Raw genomic sequence first — 17118 nt, 5'->3', positions numbered from 1 at the left:
AAAAATAACTAGAACGTATAGGTAGAAATATAAAACAGCAACAACAGTACAACAGTAGTTGCCCCTAAATAAAACAAACAACCTGCAGATAATTTGCAGGTTGTTTTTATCCATTTATCTAATTGGTCTCCATTTGCGAAGAAATAATGTATTTCCTACAACGGACACGGAACTAAAAGCCATAGCACCACCGGCGAGTATTGGATTTAATAATCCAATGGCTGCAACCGGTATGAGGATGATATTATATGCAAATGCCCAAAACAAATTCTGTCGTATTTTTCTCATCGTTGATTTGGACAGAAGAATTATATCGACTATTCCCATTAAATCCCCGCGCATTAGCGTAATGTCCGCTGCCTCCATTGCAACGTCTGTACCAGTTCCAATTGCAATGCCTACATCAGCAGCAGCAAGTGCCGGAGCATCATTAATTCCATCTCCAACCATCGCAACAACTTTTCCTTCTTTCTTTAGTTTTTCTACCTCGGCAGATTTATCTTCTGGCAGAACTTCTGCGAGCACTCGGTCTACACCAACCTGGTTGGCAATTGCTTCTGCTGTAAGTCGATTGTCCCCCGTAATCATTATGACCTCAATTCCTAATTTCTTTAAAGCCTTAATGGCATCCGAGGATGTTTCTTTAACAGTATCTGCTACGGCAATTATGGCTGCTAGACTGTCATCAATAGCCATAAGCATAGCAGTTTTTCCTTCACCTTCAAATTTTTCCATAGTATCAATAGAAGCATTAATATTTACATTATTCTGGGCCATAAGCTTTTTATTACCGATTAATATCTTTTGTTTATTGATACTAACTTCAATCCCATGCCCTGGAATAGCATTAAAATTATTAGCTTTTAATAAGTCTATTCCTTTTTCTGTTGCACTGTTTACAATTGCCTCTCCAAGTGGATGTTCCGATCCTTTTTCAGCAGTTGCAGCAATTTGTAATATTTCATCTTTAGAAAGGTTACCGTAAGGAACAATATCTGTTACATCAGGTTCACCCTTAGTAATAGTACCGGTTTTATCTAATACTACAGTTGTTACTCGCTGTGAGTTTTGAAGGTGTTCAGCACCTTTTATAAGTAGTCCATTTTCAGCACCTTTACCAGTACCTACCATAACAGCAGTTGGCGTTGCTAATCCCAATGCACACGGACATGCAATAACAAGTACAGCAATTGTACTAACTAAAGCCGGGGTAAATCCAACAAGTGCGAATGTAATACCAAAAGTAGCTAGAGCTATCACAATGACAATAGGAACAAATACTGCTGAAATTTTATCTGCAACTTGCTGAATTGGAGCTTTGGATCCTTGAGCTTCTTCTACTAGCTTAACAATTTGAGAAAGGGCAGTATCTTTCCCAACTTTCGTTGCCTGGAATTTAAATGAACCATGTTTATTCATAGTAGCACCAATAACATTATCCCCAGCTTTTTTACCTACAGGCATACTTTCACCTGTTAACATGGATTCATCAACTGTTGTATTTCCTTCTATAATTATTCCGTCAACTGGTATTTTTTCGCCTACCCGAACAATAATAAGTTCTCCTGTTTGAACATCTTCTAGTGGTATATCTATTTCTACACCATTTCGAATAACTCTAGCCGTTTTTGCCTGTAAACCCATTAATTTTTTTATGGCTTCTGAGGTTTGACCTTTAGCCCTTATTTCAAGTAGCTTTCCTAATACAATTAGAGTCATAACTATAGCTGCTGCTTCAAAATAAAGATATTGCCCAGTTCCCATTATAGTAACAACTAAACTGTATAAATAGGCTGCAGACGTTCCTAGTACTACTAGGACAGCCATATTAGCACTACCTCCCCGAACTGAGTTATAAGCATCGCGGTAATAATGACCCCCAACATAAAATTGAACTACAGTGGCTAGTAAAAATTGAATCCAAGGATTTAAGTGAAAGAACCCTCCATTTCCGTACTCCATCATAAAATCTGATATCATCATGACTAAAAAAGGTATGGATAAAATGGCACCAACAATAAATTTTATTTTTTGCTTTCTATAAGCTTTTTCTCGAGTACTCTGTTCATAATCTCCTTCATTTTCACTAACTAATTTTGCATCGTAGCCAGCTTTCCTTACCATATTAACTAATTGATCTACATTGGTACTTCCAGGGATATATTCAACACTAGCTTTCTCTGTAGCGAGGTTAACATTAGCATTTTTTACTCCGTCTACCTTATTCAATACTTTCTCAATACGAGTAGCACATGCAGCGCATGTCATACCTATAATATTTAAATTTACTTTTTCTTGTTCAACCCCATACCCTGTTTTGTTAACTTTTTCAATTATCTCTTCAATTGATACTTGCGAAGGATTATAGGTCACTGCTGCCTTTTCAGTAGCAAGATTTACATTTGCTTTTTGAACACCTTGCACTTTTGATATGTTTTTTTCGATTCTAGTAGCACATGCGGCACATGTCATTCCAGTAATATTTAGTGAAACACTTTCATTATCATTAGTATTAGGTTTAGGCTGTGCTAATGAGCGATTATCTGTTTCCATTTTATACCCTCCTATAACTTTCGATTTACCGTTATCAAACATTTTCTTAATGTTACACAAACTAGAGTTTATATTCTTATTTAATTTGTCACAAAACATTTATACCCTATGGGGGTATAAATGTTTTATAAAGAGAGGGCAACCGTTATTTTAAAACGTTCGCCCTTGTTGCATTATTGTACATCATAACCTTGATCATCGATTGTTTCCTTAATTTTATCTAATGTTAATACTTCTTTATCAAACTCTACAAGAACAGTTCCGGTTCCAAGGTCAACTTTTACATTTGATACACCATTGAGCTTACCTACATTGCCTTCAATTGAGTTAACGCAATGATTACAAGACATACCTTGAACATTTAAAGTTACTTTTTCCATATTTATCTTCTCCTTTTACTTTTTCATTAATTTTTGTATTGTAATTAATACTTCATCTACTACTTCTAGGTCACCTTCTTGAATACGCTCAACAACACACTCTTTCAAATGGCCCTCAAGTAAAATTTTTGCAACACTATTCATAGCTGCTTGTGTCGCAGAAATTTGAGTTATAACATCATCACAATAAGTATCTTTCTCTATTAATCCTTTTATACCTCGTATTTGACCTTCAATCCGATTTAACCTGGTGATAAGATTTTGTTTAACCTTATTGGAGTGATGGCTTTTTCGCTCACTTGAAGTGGAACAATGAGTTTCCTCTAAAGATTCATCATTATCTAAAACGGATGCCATTAACTATTTCACCTCCACAAGCACATTATAGTATACCCCCGTACCCTATGTAAAGCCTAAATTTAAATTTTTTCTTTTTTCTTCTCTGTTTACTAATTATTATGTTTAACAATCATGTATTTTTTGCTAAAAAAATTCAAATACATATGCAATATACAAAGCATTTAAGTGGAAAATATATAAAAAAGTACGCTCTGAAAACCGTTTAAAGCGTACCCTTTCATTAAATTTTATTGTTAAACATTAGCATGTGCATTTAATTCTGATGTCAAACAAATTTCCTTGTGATGGTATCCGATTAATATATTACTAAAACCGTTTAAATCTTTTACATCCATGAAATTGACAAAAATTCCGTTATATACTGAATGTCCTACTTCCTCTTCATAAACCTGTACATCCTTTTTATTATTGGGTATCTCTATTTTATCTGGAATATCAACCAGATTCCAATTTTTACTTGTCTTTTTATTGTCACTTATAAGAACTACTTCCTTTAATTTTTCTTCACTATTAACTGCTGTATTTGTTTTTTCACTTAGAGTGGACATACATCCTGCTAAGATAATGATGATAAATGAAAGAAGTGTTGTTATTATTACCCGTTTAACTTTCATTCTCTTTACTCCATTCGATTATTTTACTTGCTTAATATAGATTAAAACATTGAAGAAAGTGTGGATTTTTTATCTAACACAAAATAAAGTGTTTTACAGTAACCAACTAGCTACTAAAAGCTAATTAATTATTTACTTCCTCTACTTCTCTATAATACTCACTAAACACCTCGGCAAATTCATCAACCGTGTTGAAAAGTTCCTGCTGCTTATTATCCACCCCTCCAAATTCTAAGAGGATTGAATTACTTGATAAATCTTGATTATATACCCCATTCCCTTCATCTTTACTTTTCACAAAGACTCCCCTACTAATTCCAGGAATCTCATTTTCTAATCTTTCATTTAGTTCTTTTGCCAATTTGAGATTTCGTTCATAGTTTTTATTTTCCTTTCCAACTACAAAGAATAATCTTGCATATTCAATACCATTAAACTCTAACGTAGTAATCTTTCTTGCCTGTGAATCCCTATGTATATCAATAAGATAAACTAAAGACTTTTCCTTAGTAGTAGCTTCTTGGACGATTTCTCTTGTTAAACTATAGGATTGAGCGTAACTCCAACCCTTTTTTTTAAGTTCTGCTGTTACATTGGTAGTACTATGTTCAGCTCCTATCCCCCTCTCTAATAATTCATTTTGCAATTGGGTACCCACTTGGATTACATTTTTCTTTTCGTCCAAACTAGACGCCTGATTTGGATCTGTAATACCTGAAAGTTGTGGTAAAAATGCTTCCCAACTATGAGAATGGTATATATATACAACATTTTTATTAGAAGCTTCGTTCTTTGGAGATTCTATTTTGTCTTCATTGGAACTGCTATTATTTTCATTTGTAAGAATATCCTCATTAGGAGGCGGAGACTCTATTGGTAGCGTTGCTAGATTAGTCCCTTTCCCTGCGATAGCTATCTCAGTATTAAATTGCGAAAATCCTACTAATTCTCTTCCTAAAAAAGTCCTTATATCTTCAGGCCAAATATTTGAAGTAAGCCAAACTACGCCGTTTAAAATAGATGGTTTTTTAATTTCTTCGTTAACATCTGATAGTTGAAACTGTCCAATTTCAAATAAAGAAGAAAGAATATCTGCATCTAGTTGCTTAGTAGAAACAGAAACAATGTCTGATGAAAGTTTTATATCTGATTTCAGATAATTTATTAGGAAAATACTAAAATACATGACAATAATAATAGCTAGTAGATAACCATTTAATATTCGTATCATAATTTGACCTCCCTATTTGATAGTGGTATCTACATATTTATATGTAATAGTTTCATCAGTAGTCTGCATGTTTTCTGCACATTCAAAGAGACAGGTATTTTAAAGATTATATAAAAAATGGCTACTCATTATGGTAGCCATTTTTAAAAGTTTCAATATTCTTCTGTTATAATAGGGCTTCCAATTGTTAAATTATAAGTGTCTTGAAGCTCTTTATTTGTCCTTATACCAAATTGAATGTTAAATTTGTTTTTTTTATTACTAGATAAATAATCCTTCCACGACTTGTTATAAGCAGTAATTGAAACAAAATCATCTTCAACTAATTTTTCAATAGAGTTTGCTGTAAATTTTTTCAAAAGTAGCGTTGAAATTTGTTTAATATTTTCTTTCTTTCTTACTAAAGCCTTAACAGTAAAAAAGTAGTTTTCTTTCTCATCTAGTGATTTCAAAACATTTTGGTATTCCTCTTTATTCCAATCTGTGCTTTTATAACTATAAGTTTCTAAAATGTTATATTTATCATTTTCATTATATGCAGTTAAGGTAATTAACTGCTGGATATTTTGGTCTTTTAATGTACCAGTTAACTTAATATGATGATTTTTATCTTTCTCAACTTCCCAATTAAACTGTTGATATTTTTTCTTTAATTCAGATTCTCTTTGATAATATATATTTAATGAAGTATTACTCTTCTTTTCTTTTTTCGTGTAGATAGACCATTGAGAAATATCAGCATTAATTGATTGAAGATTAACTATGGTTTTTAATAATTTATCCTCTTTTCCAGAAACCTTATAATTAAAATAAAAAAATAAAGAAATTAAAAGGACAGAAGCAGTTATATAGATAATTGTTTTCTTCATAAAATATCCCCCTTTAGTTTCATAGTGTCCTATATTAATTACTTTTATACCTTAATATCTTTTAATCTATAACATTAAGTAAACTAGAAAAATATAAAAAAGGTAATAGAATCGCTCTATTACCTTTTCTATCAAAGACGTTCCTTGATCTGATCTATTCCAATTCGGTTAACAAATTTATAAAACTTTTCTCTTTTCTTTCCTTCATTAATATATAATTCTAATATTTCCTCAACCTTTCTATATAGTTCCTCTGGTGAAAGTTCCTTCATTAATAATGTTCCTATTTCTGCATCTTTTCCAGTTGCTTTACCTCCTATATAGAGGGAGTAAGTATCTTTTATTTTCATTATTCCTATATCGTTAACTAATGGTTCACCACAACCAACAGGACAACCAGTATATGCAGCTTTTAAGGTAAATGGTACCTCTCTCCCTGCAATTATTCTGTTCAATTCCTGTGCTATAGGCATCCCTTCTTCCTCAGACCCTTTACAAAAATTACATGTACGTAAGCTTTTTACATAATTACCTACAGGATAACAACTTAATCCACTCAGTCTAAATTCCTGCATAATTTCAGTAGCATTACTTTGGGGAACCTCCAAGTATATTTGTTGAAAGGTAGTTAATTCTACCTCTTGATCCTCATCTAAATATTTAGCCAAAAGCGCTAATTGTTTTGCATTTAATTTAGCTCCAAACTGGATACCACCGTTGACTGCAATTTTTATCTTTTCAACGCTCATATTTTCCAACTCCCACATTATTATAAATGTAAAAAAGGCTACCAAAAGATAGCCTTTTTTATTATTCTACTGGAGATAATTCACTTTCCGTAATCCATTGGTGGTTCGTTACTTTTTCTCCACCTGTGGTTGGGGTATAATCTACCATATAAACCGTTGTTTTTTCTGCTGAATCGATTGTAGCCTTTGCCCCCTTCATGCCTTCCATATGGTCTGCGTTGGCTATAACTTCTGTACCTGGCTCAATTGCTTCATCTCCAGCGTCTTCAATTTCCTCTTGAATTACCCATTTATGATTTGTTACTTTTTCTCCACCTGTTGTTGGAGTATATGAAATTGTGTAAACAATTGTATCGTAAGCACCTACGATTGTCGCTTCTGCTCCATCCATACCTTTCATATGGTCTGCATTGATTATTGCATTACTTCCAACCTCATATTTAGGCTTTTCAGCGACTTTTAGACCCTCAGGAACTTCTCCTGAACCCGACATATCCATGCCTTCCATATCATGAGAAGACATATCCATTCCCTCTTCACTTTTGTTTGAGCTATTTTCGTTGTTATTGTTTGAACAAGCAGCTAATAATAAGACCAATAGTGTTAAGATTAGACTGCTTTTCATGAAAGTTTTTTTCTTCATTTGAATTCTCCTTTTTTTCTTGTTCAACAATTAGATGTTCCTCATAAAAAGATGAAAAATATTTATTGGTATATTGACTGTTTCTGCTCCTTCCTATTTTATTTTCCCCTATTTTACAAAGAAAAAATGCAAAAAATATGCAGAAATTTAATATATCTTAAATCAGGAACATTCTTATAATACTAAATAAGAGCAATAATGGAACGACTGAAAAAATAAAAGCCCAAATTCCTTGTGTATCTTCTTTCCTTTGTAGCTTTGTATATTTCTTAAAGGAAATTTCTCCTTTTGCAAATTTCATTCCATTTTGATTTGGCTTTATTACGTATTCTTGATCGTAGTTATCTTTCAAGACAACATTGGTAATAAGGGACTTTTCATCCCAATTAGAATCTAGGAAGACATCTATGTTGTTATTTGAGTAGATTACTCGGTCAAATTTATATATGGAACTTTCTTTTATCGTTTTACTTACTTTATAAGCCTGTTCTTCAACAAAATTGTTTGTTAAGCACATATTTGACCCACACCTCTTAATTAATTAGGTTTTTTGGAAATGTTTAAAAGACTTTTTCACCACATAATGTTACATATATTATCACTAGTGTTGCATAAATAGTGTCATAATTTTCAGTTTACTCACCTTCCCTGTTTAGAGGCAAAAAAGTAAATACCCAATCAAAGGTGGCCCCATCCATTTGGAAATTTATTTACAATTAGACTTTTGCAACGACGACAATTTGCATATTTAAGGGATGGCTTTTCCTTCAATCTTTCGAAGCCAAACATTCGCTGGTTTCCACAATGCAGCCCTTAGATAACGGCTAATCTGTAAGGTTTTTCGCTTGCTTCTGGTCTCGATTTGCACGAGAACATGTAGGCAAAAAACAATTAGTGCGATAAATACTTGATTTTGAATCGCCCATTCGCTTTGACCGTAGAACTTTTTGATGCTGAGATGTTGTTTGATCCATTTAAAAAACAGCTCAATTGCCCACCGTGATTTATACATTTCTGAAATTTCTTCGGCGCTTAAATCAAAACGATTTGTAATTAAATGAAGTTCATTTCCTTTTGAGTCCATCACTTTTAGAAGCCGAAAGTAATTTTCAGCACGGTTTTGAGTCGTACCTATCAACACCATTTGGTCTGATAAAACAGCTGTATCCTTGGGTAGCTTAAAATCGTAAACGTTCCGTATGACTGCATTTTTGCGTAGCCGTGAAAGAAAGAAGTAGCCATCATCAGTCATGCGATCAAAGCGCTCGTAGTCTAGATAACCACGGTCAAACACATACATGCATTCCTTGTCATCCACCATGATTTCAAGCTGACCACGGTCATGTTCTTTTGCCGTTGTCATAACGGCCTTTTCAGGATAGGATATACCCTTTTCCATAAACACAAGGCGCAAATGTAACTTTACACCTGCTTTTGTTTTGCGGAATTTAGCCCATTTATGATTGGTCAAATTAAGTGGCAATGTGCTTGAATCAATGATTTTTAACGGCATCACGAGTTTCGTGTAATGCGTTTTGGCATGAATTTGTGACACTAAATCAAGGAAAAGCCTTTGAAATAGATCAGGGTTTATGCCGTTTAACCGCCGTGACAACTGAGAAATACTAATAGAATCAAGGTCTATCCCTTTTTGAAGCTGGTCATCGAAAAGACAATCACCCAGCGCATGCAGACTTTCAATTTCTTGTAGCTGCGCAAAAAGTAGTAATTTTAGAAATGACTCTGTCGTTAATTTTTTCGTATAGTAATCTAATTTCATCGTTTTCACGTTTTCTTCAAATAATTGAAGATTTATAGGTGAAAACCATTGTCCAAATGAAGTTTTTCGTGTAATCTTGTCCATGTGATGGTCCTTTTTTAGTGGATTTGGACGGGTTACCACCTGACTAATCCATTATAAAGGACTTTTTCTTTGCGCAAAATAATAATATTGAACATTTTGAGTATTTTTAATAGTGAATTTAAATTAATGCAACACTAGTGATATATTATATGTTTATTAATGTCCCATTTACACTATGGAATTTAAAATAGGTACAGTTTCATGAAAAGCTTTTATTAGCCTTTAATGCTAAGAATTACCGAAAACAAATTTGTTAACCATTTGAGGATTCAATCAAAGAGTCTAAATTTTTATTTATAAAGGAGTTATATTATGACTTTTACTTTACTTAAAGCAATCGATGAATATAAAAATGACCCAGAATCTGTTTACCAAACCTGGTTTATAAATAACAACGATAGACTAAAGGCATTTCGTACGATAAAAAATGCTATAAAAGTAGTTATTAAGGAAATAGAGAATAACACATTTCCTTGTGATTTTAAGGGTTCATCCCTTGAGGTAGCTATTTCAGCAATTGCGGAACAAAAGCAAATCTTTGAGGGCGCAGCTCATGCTTTTTATTGGAAGCCAAAGTTAAGAATACCTGATATTTATGAAAATGAAGATAATAAAAAAGCCTTTGGTCAATTTTTAAAGGAAACATTGCTCTATAATCAAGAAAAACAATTAATCTATAATATTATGAAACTTCAAGAAAAAAATATAAAAGGACTAGGTCCTGCAGTAGGTAATATTTTATATTTTCTTCACCCTACTATTTTCCCGCCTTTCAACACTAGCATTGTTAAAGGTTTTAATATGATATTCAAACAAAAAATTAAATTAGGATCATGGGAAGATTATTTAACGATGCGCGAAATTATGATGGAGTATAATAATAACCATAACCTAGTCCTATCAAAAGATTTAGGTGCACTAGCAGGATTACTATATGAGATAGGTTCTGGCAGACAAGTTATTCAAGAAAACCACACTCTACTATTACAGGATATAGATAAAGTTAATAAAAAGCTAAAAAAAAGACATGAAGAAATTCAAAAGGAATTAGCCGAAGAGAATGAACATACTGAAATGCAATATTATTTAGCTAAAATAGGGACGACTCTTGGTTATAATGTGTGGATAGCAAAAAATGACCATAAAAGAGAATGGAAAGGATATAAATTAGGCAACTTTTCTATTCCCCATTTAAACTTAGAAACAATTTCAAGTGCTGTTAGTGAAACGATTTCTTTTATCGATGTTCTATGGCTTAATGGTGAAAATAAAGTTATAGGTGCATTTGAAGTAGAAAAGTCCACGTCTATATACTCTGGAATTTTACGCCTACAGGATTTGTCTATGTCCTTTAACAATGATAAGTCCAGATTTTATTTAATTGCTCCGAATAAAAGAAAAAAAGAAATTAAAGCACAATTATTAAGACCATCCTTCCAACATGACAGTATGTGTAAAATTTCTTATATTCTATTCTCGGATTTAAGAGAAGACTGTGAAGCTATGTGTAAGTTTGGAGTTAATATTTCTGTATTAGATAAGATATCAAACTAAATCATAATCCTATAAGTTATACTTGTATATATAACTTATAGGATTTTTTACATTTTATTAAGAAACCATTTTTCTACAGAATTCTGCACATTTAAAGCAAGATTCTGCGCATTGGAGACAATGTTCATGATGACTGTGCTTTTTACATTCTTCCCCACACTTTTCACAGATATCCGCACATAACAAACATATTTCCTTTACTAATGGGCTATTAGACTGCATTGCTTTTGCGGCTAAACTACAGATATCCGCACACTCTCGATCTAATCTAATACAACGAGCCATCATTTTAATATCTTCTTCATTTAAACAAGCATCAAAACAAGAATTACATGCTTTCATACATTCCAAACACGCTTTAATACATTCTTCGTAGTTCATATTCATTCTTTTCCCTCCTATTAATTTATACAAGAATATTATTCCCATGGATTTAATAAATAAACTGCATAAAAAGTGCAAACTTTTTATGCTTAATCTGCAAAATTTCTACATACTTCACTTATATAATCCTATTTAAAATCTAATTCAAGTTAGAATAGGAGAGTTTTAATGAATAACATTTTGTTAATTGGAGCAAGTATTGAAGAAAAGTGGAATACTCTATTAACAAGAAATGGATATAATTGTATCGGACCGATAAATATTGAAGAAATTCCAAATTACATTTATTCTCCATTAATTGATATTGTTTTAATATATGATGAACATTTATCCATAACAGTGGAATCAATTTGTATAAGTATTAATAAAATTTCTCCTGCTTTTATCATGGTAATAAGTAGCAATATAAATTATTCACTTGTTAATATTTTAAAAAGTGGGGCAGACGTTTGTTTATTTGAACCAATATATGAGGACGAGCTAATTGCCAGAATCAACTCATTATTGAGGCATAAGAATAAATTAACAAATGATATATTTACTTACAATAACTTAGAATTAAATATAAAAAAACGGAAAGTACATTACAGAGAGAAAATAATTCCACTAAGTCAAATAGAGATAAAGATTTTAGAAATGCTGATAAAAAATGATAACAAAGTTTTGTCCACTGATTTTTTAATAGATAATATTTGGGAAGATCACAAAATAAGTGCTCAAACGCTCCGTTCTTATATTCGTAATATTAGAGATAAAATTAGAGATTCTGGTTTCCCTGTTGATAAGTATTTAATTACAGTTTGGGGAATGGGTTATATATGGAAGTTTGATTAATAATTTCTCAATATATCCTTTTAATTGAACAGGAAAATAAATTCGTTTTCTTGACATTATTATAAATAGCAAATATGGTTAATCTAACAGAACCCACCACGCCTCTTAACCTTTGTTAACGCGGACCAAGGTGGGTCATTTTATTTTAAGGAAAAATTTAATTTGAATTCTGAATTTGCTTCCAAAATAAAAAAAGAATTGCTTCTGCAATCCTCTTTTTTATTTACTTGCGATTTTTTGAATATCCTTCTCAAGTAATTTTTTCCTATTATTTATTTCGTCAATTTCTAGTTTTTGTTCTAAGATATAAACAATAGCAGCATAAACTGTATCATAATTATCCAAACAATCTTGATCAGATAATTCATGAATTCCTTGACTTAAAATCCCGTATAGCACCTTGTTATTTACTAAGAATTGAGGTAAATAATCTTTTAGAAATTCAATCTTTTCGTTCATACGCATTATTAAGAATTCGTCTTTATTAGCAGATGGATTTTCATTTAAATAAATCTCAAATTGATCAAAAATCAAATTTTCGAATATTCTCCGAAGATAGACATAAGAACCAACACCAACCCCATGAGATTTCAAACCTACTGAAGTGCTTAGTTCGGTCATAATAAGTTTGTTCTGCTTACCCTTCATTATTGATTTATATCTTTTGGTTGAATTATCAAACTCTCTTATTGAAGGATTTTGCCCAATCTTCGTTAAATGTCCTTTTTCATCAAGCATAAAAATAACATTGAATTTATGTTGCTCTTTTGCAGTACAGTTTAATTCAAGTGTTAGTATGCCATTTTCAAAAAATGACTCTCTTAGTATTTTAACATTTTCTTTAGTTGCCCTTTTAGCATAATCAATGTTCTCCTCATATTGTTCTTGGCTACGAATATTACCATCCGAGATTAAATAAGAAGATTTAACACTTTCTGGAACTTCTTTAGTACTTTTATAAACTATTGGAACTTCTTTGTTGCAAAAAGGACAAAAATGAAAATCATTTAATTTATCATTTGAAAAAATACCTTTTAAAGCTTGAATATCAATGTTTTCCATAAAATGAGTTATATTCCAATTACCTGTGATCTCACCGTCATTATCATAATAAGGTTCAGCTTCCTCATCTTCTACAATAGATGTTTCAATTTTAATTTTGCTATATAAAGGGAAATCTAAAAGCAATGAATATTCTTTACCTATAAATTCATGTAATCTTACCATTGTAATCCATCCTTCAATTTATATTAATATAAATAATGCTATCACAATTATATATACTTTTTATTTTAAAATGTGCTAAATTCAACATTTTTTCTATCTCTGTACTTGTTTCTCGTGGACTTTCTTTTTTCATATAAAGCATATATTATGGAAAAGAGTAGGAGGTTTTTTCTATATGTCTACAAGACAAAATGGCTGGACAAAAGACGAAGACTTATTGTTGGCAGAAACAGTTATTCAGTTTATTAAAGATGGTAGGACACAGCTTCAGGCATTTGAAGAAGTCGGAAAACAATTAACAAGAACTAGTGCAGCTTGTGGCTTTCGCTGGAACTCAGCTGTCCGTAAACAGCACGAATCGGCTATTAAGACAGCTAAAGAACATAGAAAACAACTAAAAAAAGGTGTTAATATTGAGACAAGTGTAATAACAATTCAAGAGTCAGAGCAATCCCCTATTAAAAGTGGTGATGATTTTGAGCAAATACTAGCGTTTATTAAAGACATTTATAATAAATCCAAAATATATGAAGAACAAGCAGGTTTATTAGAAAAAATAAAAGAACTAGATGAAGAAAATAACAGGCTTCAAAACGAACTAATCTCTACAGATGAGGCCTATCAAGCCATAGTTGAATTAATGGAAAAAGCAAGGGAAATGGTCTTGTCCAAATAAAAGCAGCTGCCGAAGTGGCAGCTGTTTAGTATCTCTATGATGGTTTTAGTCCATCCTTTTTTTAATTTTATGTCTTGCTTGAAGTGAAAAATAAAAGTACTTACTAGCCTTTTCAAAATCTTGTCTTTCATTATGATAAGATGCTATTAAATCAGCATATTCTTCTTGGTCAATCCATCGTTCTTTTTCTGTAAAATAAGTGATGGCGGATTGAAGCGTTTCATCGTCTGCTTGGTCCTGAAGATATAATTCATTTAAAATTACGTATTTATAGTGATAAATCATATTATCATTTTCAATTGTTTCCGCTAGTCCTCTATAGCAATGATTTTTAGCTTCCTCAATGCTTCCATTCATCAATAATTCCTTAGTAAAAAGAAACCTTAGTTTAGCTTGATCCAAATGATATTCTTGCAACTCTAATGCTTTCCTTATGTATTTTAAGGCTGTAGTACTTTGGCATTGGTCACTGTATAAAAAAGCCAGGTTGTGATATGAGAGTGCTATTAACTTCTGGTCATCTAACTTTTTAGCAATTGAAAGAGCTTCTAATAATAGTTCTTCAGCTTCAACATGCTGCTTTAAATCAATTAAATTTAGAGCCTGAATCAGCTTGTACTCTGCTATCTTGTTACTTGGTGACTCCATATTCACATAAACATTAGTTTCATAAAGATTGATACATTTTTCGATACTCCGAATAGATTTTACTGTTTCTTCAGTATAATAATATACTGAAGCTAATCGGTAATAAAATGCAGATAACTCCAATTCATCTTTTATACTACTTAAATATACTTCAGCTTGAATAATCCACTCTAAGGAATTCTCATATTTCCCCTTAGTATATTCAATATTACATTGTGCCATAAAGTAGAAATACTTCTGTTCTGAAGTAATGTTCTTACTGCTCAATAACGCTGCCGCTTTTTGTAAAGCTTTATCTCTTAAAGAAGTACTTCCGAATAAGTGTTCATGTAGTGCTATATTAGCATGATAAAGCATCCCTAATTGATCATTGTGAAAATAGGCAAATTGCTCTTGTGCTGCCTGAACTTTAAAGAACATACTCTTTCCTCTATCATAATTGCGTAGTACACGAGTCCAATTTAAAAGTAATTCATACATTCTGTTATTGGATATAAAGGAAATACTCATACCTTACTTCCCTTCTTGATTTTTCCATATTATATCGCAAAAGAACTACTTACGCTTATATAAATCTCTAGCCTTTTTAAATTCCTCTAAATCAGGTTTCCAGAAGAGATAAGTGTGGGTATTCCCCTTCCCTAAAGTTACTTTCTTCATTACAGGTATCTTTCCATTGGTTAATGCAAATTGAAAGTTAGCTTTGGTCATTTCAAGAAACTCTTCTGCTTCAGGACGTAATAATACTTTCTCAATGGCTTCCTCTTTTTTTAAATCTTCATTTTGGGACATATTAATTCTCCTTATTATTTATACTTAATTATTATATCATCCCTTATATATTTGTGAAATATAACTTAATAATCATTTAACTATGCTATATGTTTATCTAATCCTTAATATGGTATAATTGAATTATAGATTAATATAGTTAGCCGGATAGTAAAAATAGTAATTAAGTAATATTCTATTTATATAATCTAATAAATTTAGAAAATAATAAGATAATAATACCCAAATTAAGTTTTGAACGGTAGTGGAAGAAGATAAACGAACAACTAAAATTGTTTCAGAAAAACTGATACAATTAATAATAAAATGGAGGTATGAAATATGGAAAACACGATAAAGCAAAAAAGTAGTCTTAGTAAGATTATTACTATTACTATTATTACTGCATTAGTAATAATTTCAATATTCAAAATAGAACTAATTGGTAAAGTTATCTTCTGGATACTTGCTGCAATTGTGGCAGCTGTTTTCTTTAAACGTGCAGCTTATACTATACTTGGAATTTCTCTAATTATCGGGGCTATCTACCTTATAGTAAAAGTATTTCAAATAGGACTGTAGCTTTATCGATTTACAAGTTTTTGGAGGGGAAAAAAAGTTTTTTAATCTTGAAAAGCTAAACAAACATAACCCCGACAAGACGGGGTTATGTTTGTTTAGCTTTAATTTTAAAATATAAGTTACTTCATCATTTTAAAAAATGACAATTTCACTATTTTTATTTTCTATTTTTCTTTCGTGACTTTCTTTTTTGCTTTTCATTTATGCGTTTACTATTTGGTTTCTTCTTTTTGTTCTTTACTGGAATATTTTCTTGATATATATTTTCAAGTGCAGGATAAAGACCCTGTTCCAAGTAGTAAAAGCTTCTTGTTTGGTAAACTAATTCTGAAAGGTTCATTAATGACTGAAATATATCCCAACAACTTCGAGTAAAGTCTTTTAGTGAAATAACGGGAGGTTGTTCATTACCCTCTTTACCTTTCGGGAAATACGTGATCTGCTGACTTTGTATATCTATTTTATATGTGTTATGTCCAATAGCATTTCTTAGTTCCTTATTTAGATGAGGATACACAATATTATCGAATGCTTCATTTCCATCAATAAAGCTTAATTTAATACCTTTAGATTTCAGTTTATTTGTATAGTCGTCTAAACTAACGACATCGCTCCTTATTTCTTTCATTAGTAAAAAATCACCGCGATATTTTAGGTTATTATAAGCTACTATAAGCTCTAACATTTCAGTGATAACCTCATAAACATCTACATAAAATTGCTTTAAATCCTCAAAGGATACTGTAGTAATACCTTTTTGATCTAATACATTTTCAGAAGCTTCTTTATAAAAATCCATACCAAAAACGGGAATCATGAACCTGAATTTCTCAGTGAATTGCTTAATGCATTCAAATATTTTTTCTTCGTTTCTATGGATGGAGGTAGAGAAGTGTTCTACTAAAGCAGTAAATTCTTTATCTTTAGTTTTTTTTAGATTTAAAATTTCTTCTCTAATAAACGTGATTTGCTTATTAAAGAAACTTTTACTTAATATATTTGATAATAACCCTACTATATTAATCTGTCGAATGGCAGTAATGTATTGTAATTCATTATCTAATGGAAATTTCCTATTAGGCCTAGTGACAGGGTAGCTGCTCTAGTCCGCGGGATTTCTTCCAATAAAAGTAAAAAAATAATAATTTTGAGAAGTATTGTTGATAGCTGTCTATGTTG

General features: G+C 31.5%; 19 protein-coding genes. 4 read left to right on the top strand and 15 right to left on the bottom strand.

Annotated features, from left to right (window positions below):
• Nucleotides 1–114 precede the first annotated feature (114 nt).
• The 10 genes from NST60_RS25485 to NST60_RS25440 all read right to left on the bottom strand — a co-directional run bounded on the left by NST60_RS25485 (nucleotide 115) and on the right by NST60_RS25440 (nucleotide 9263).
• Complete coding sequence (locus NST60_RS25485; protein ID WP_016204439.1) at nucleotides 115–2553, bottom strand: heavy metal translocating P-type ATPase; 2439 nt, start codon at nucleotides 2551–2553, stop codon at nucleotides 115–117.
• A gap of 173 nt (nucleotides 2554–2726) precedes the next feature.
• Nucleotides 2727–2933, bottom strand: a complete 207-nt coding sequence (gene copZ, locus NST60_RS25480; RefSeq protein ID WP_016204440.1) for a copper chaperone CopZ — start codon at nucleotides 2931–2933, stop codon at nucleotides 2727–2729.
• A gap of 15 nt (nucleotides 2934–2948) precedes the next feature.
• Nucleotides 2949–3290: a metal-sensitive transcriptional regulator gene (locus tag NST60_RS25475; RefSeq protein WP_016204441.1), complete on the bottom strand. Its 342-nt coding sequence runs from the start codon at nucleotides 3288–3290 to the stop codon at nucleotides 2949–2951.
• A gap of 236 nt (nucleotides 3291–3526) precedes the next feature.
• On the bottom strand, nucleotides 3527–3907 hold the full coding sequence (locus NST60_RS25470) for a hypothetical protein (RefSeq protein WP_016204442.1): 381 nt from the start codon (nucleotides 3905–3907) through the stop codon (nucleotides 3527–3529).
• 124 nt (nucleotides 3908–4031) lie between these two features.
• Nucleotides 4032–5138 carry a stage II sporulation protein P gene (gene spoIIP / locus NST60_RS25465; protein ID WP_016204443.1) on the bottom strand — a complete coding sequence of 369 codons (1107 nt, stop codon included), beginning with the start codon at nucleotides 5136–5138 and terminating at the stop codon, nucleotides 4032–4034.
• A gap of 152 nt (nucleotides 5139–5290) precedes the next feature.
• Complete coding sequence (locus NST60_RS25460) at nucleotides 5291–6007, bottom strand: YwmB family TATA-box binding protein (RefSeq protein ID WP_016204444.1); 717 nt, start codon at nucleotides 6005–6007, stop codon at nucleotides 5291–5293.
• A 131-nt stretch (nucleotides 6008–6138) separates the two neighbouring features.
• Nucleotides 6139–6756: a hypothetical protein gene (locus NST60_RS25455; protein WP_016204445.1), complete on the bottom strand. Its 618-nt coding sequence runs from the start codon at nucleotides 6754–6756 to the stop codon at nucleotides 6139–6141.
• A 61-nt stretch (nucleotides 6757–6817) separates the two neighbouring features.
• Nucleotides 6818–7399, bottom strand: coding sequence for a YdhK family protein (locus NST60_RS25450; RefSeq protein ID WP_016204446.1), 582 nt, complete (start codon nucleotides 7397–7399; stop codon nucleotides 6818–6820).
• Nucleotides 7400–7556: 157 nt separating this feature from the next.
• Nucleotides 7557–7916 carry a hypothetical protein gene (locus NST60_RS25445; protein ID WP_016204447.1) on the bottom strand — a complete coding sequence of 120 codons (360 nt, stop codon included), beginning with the start codon at nucleotides 7914–7916 and terminating at the stop codon, nucleotides 7557–7559.
• 231 nt (nucleotides 7917–8147) lie between these two features.
• Nucleotides 8148–9263, bottom strand: coding sequence for an IS4 family transposase (locus NST60_RS25440; protein ID WP_169187985.1), 1116 nt, complete (start codon nucleotides 9261–9263; stop codon nucleotides 8148–8150).
• A gap of 312 nt (nucleotides 9264–9575) precedes the next feature.
• Here NST60_RS25440 and NST60_RS25435 point away from each other — a divergent pair, with 312 nt between their 5' ends.
• A complete protein-coding gene (locus tag NST60_RS25435; protein ID WP_016204448.1) occupies nucleotides 9576–10817 on the top strand; it encodes a hypothetical protein in 1242 nt (413 codons plus the stop codon).
• Between the two features lie 57 nt (nucleotides 10818–10874).
• Here the strand turns inward: NST60_RS25435 and NST60_RS25430 are convergent, their stop codons facing one another.
• Nucleotides 10875–11204 carry a four-helix bundle copper-binding protein gene (locus NST60_RS25430; protein WP_016204449.1) on the bottom strand — a complete coding sequence of 110 codons (330 nt, stop codon included), beginning with the start codon at nucleotides 11202–11204 and terminating at the stop codon, nucleotides 10875–10877.
• Nucleotides 11205–11369: 165 nt separating this feature from the next.
• On the opposite strand from NST60_RS25430, the gene NST60_RS25425 reads away from it, so the two are divergent.
• Nucleotides 11370–12035, top strand: a complete 666-nt coding sequence (locus tag NST60_RS25425) for a winged helix-turn-helix transcriptional regulator (protein ID WP_016204450.1) — start codon at nucleotides 11370–11372, stop codon at nucleotides 12033–12035.
• 219 nt (nucleotides 12036–12254) lie between these two features.
• Here the strand turns inward: NST60_RS25425 and NST60_RS25420 are convergent, their stop codons facing one another.
• Nucleotides 12255–13262 (bottom strand): hypothetical protein, encoded by a 1008-nt coding sequence (locus NST60_RS25420; RefSeq protein ID WP_016204451.1) that lies wholly within the window; start codon nucleotides 13260–13262, stop codon nucleotides 12255–12257.
• Between the two features lie 175 nt (nucleotides 13263–13437).
• Here NST60_RS25420 and NST60_RS25415 point away from each other — a divergent pair, with 175 nt between their 5' ends.
• Nucleotides 13438–13938, top strand: a complete 501-nt coding sequence (locus NST60_RS25415; protein ID WP_016204452.1) for an RsfA family transcriptional regulator — start codon at nucleotides 13438–13440, stop codon at nucleotides 13936–13938.
• 45 nt (nucleotides 13939–13983) lie between these two features.
• Here NST60_RS25415 and NST60_RS25410 read toward each other — a convergent pair whose 3' ends face one another.
• Together NST60_RS25410 and NST60_RS25405 are read right to left on the bottom strand one after the other, a co-directional pair.
• Nucleotides 13984–15096 (bottom strand): tetratricopeptide repeat protein, encoded by a 1113-nt coding sequence (locus tag NST60_RS25410; protein ID WP_016204453.1) that lies wholly within the window; start codon nucleotides 15094–15096, stop codon nucleotides 13984–13986.
• Between the two features lie 45 nt (nucleotides 15097–15141).
• Complete coding sequence (locus NST60_RS25405) at nucleotides 15142–15378, bottom strand: hypothetical protein (RefSeq protein ID WP_016204454.1); 237 nt, start codon at nucleotides 15376–15378, stop codon at nucleotides 15142–15144.
• A gap of 321 nt (nucleotides 15379–15699) precedes the next feature.
• On the opposite strand from NST60_RS25405, the gene NST60_RS25400 reads away from it, so the two are divergent.
• A complete protein-coding gene (locus tag NST60_RS25400; protein ID WP_016204455.1) occupies nucleotides 15700–15939 on the top strand; it encodes a hypothetical protein in 240 nt (79 codons plus the stop codon).
• A gap of 157 nt (nucleotides 15940–16096) precedes the next feature.
• Here the strand turns inward: NST60_RS25400 and NST60_RS25395 are convergent, their stop codons facing one another.
• A complete protein-coding gene (locus tag NST60_RS25395; RefSeq protein ID WP_053215802.1) occupies nucleotides 16097–16756 on the bottom strand; it encodes a hypothetical protein in 660 nt (219 codons plus the stop codon).
• Nucleotides 16757–17118: the final 362 nt, after the last annotated feature.

The organism is Niallia sp. FSL W8-1348, assembly GCF_038006745.1.
GTDB classification, from domain to species: Bacteria; Bacillota; Bacilli; order Bacillales; family Cytobacillaceae; genus Niallia; species Niallia alba.
Note: the sequence above shows the minus strand (reverse complement) of the source record. Positions and strands in the feature narration are given on the sequence as shown.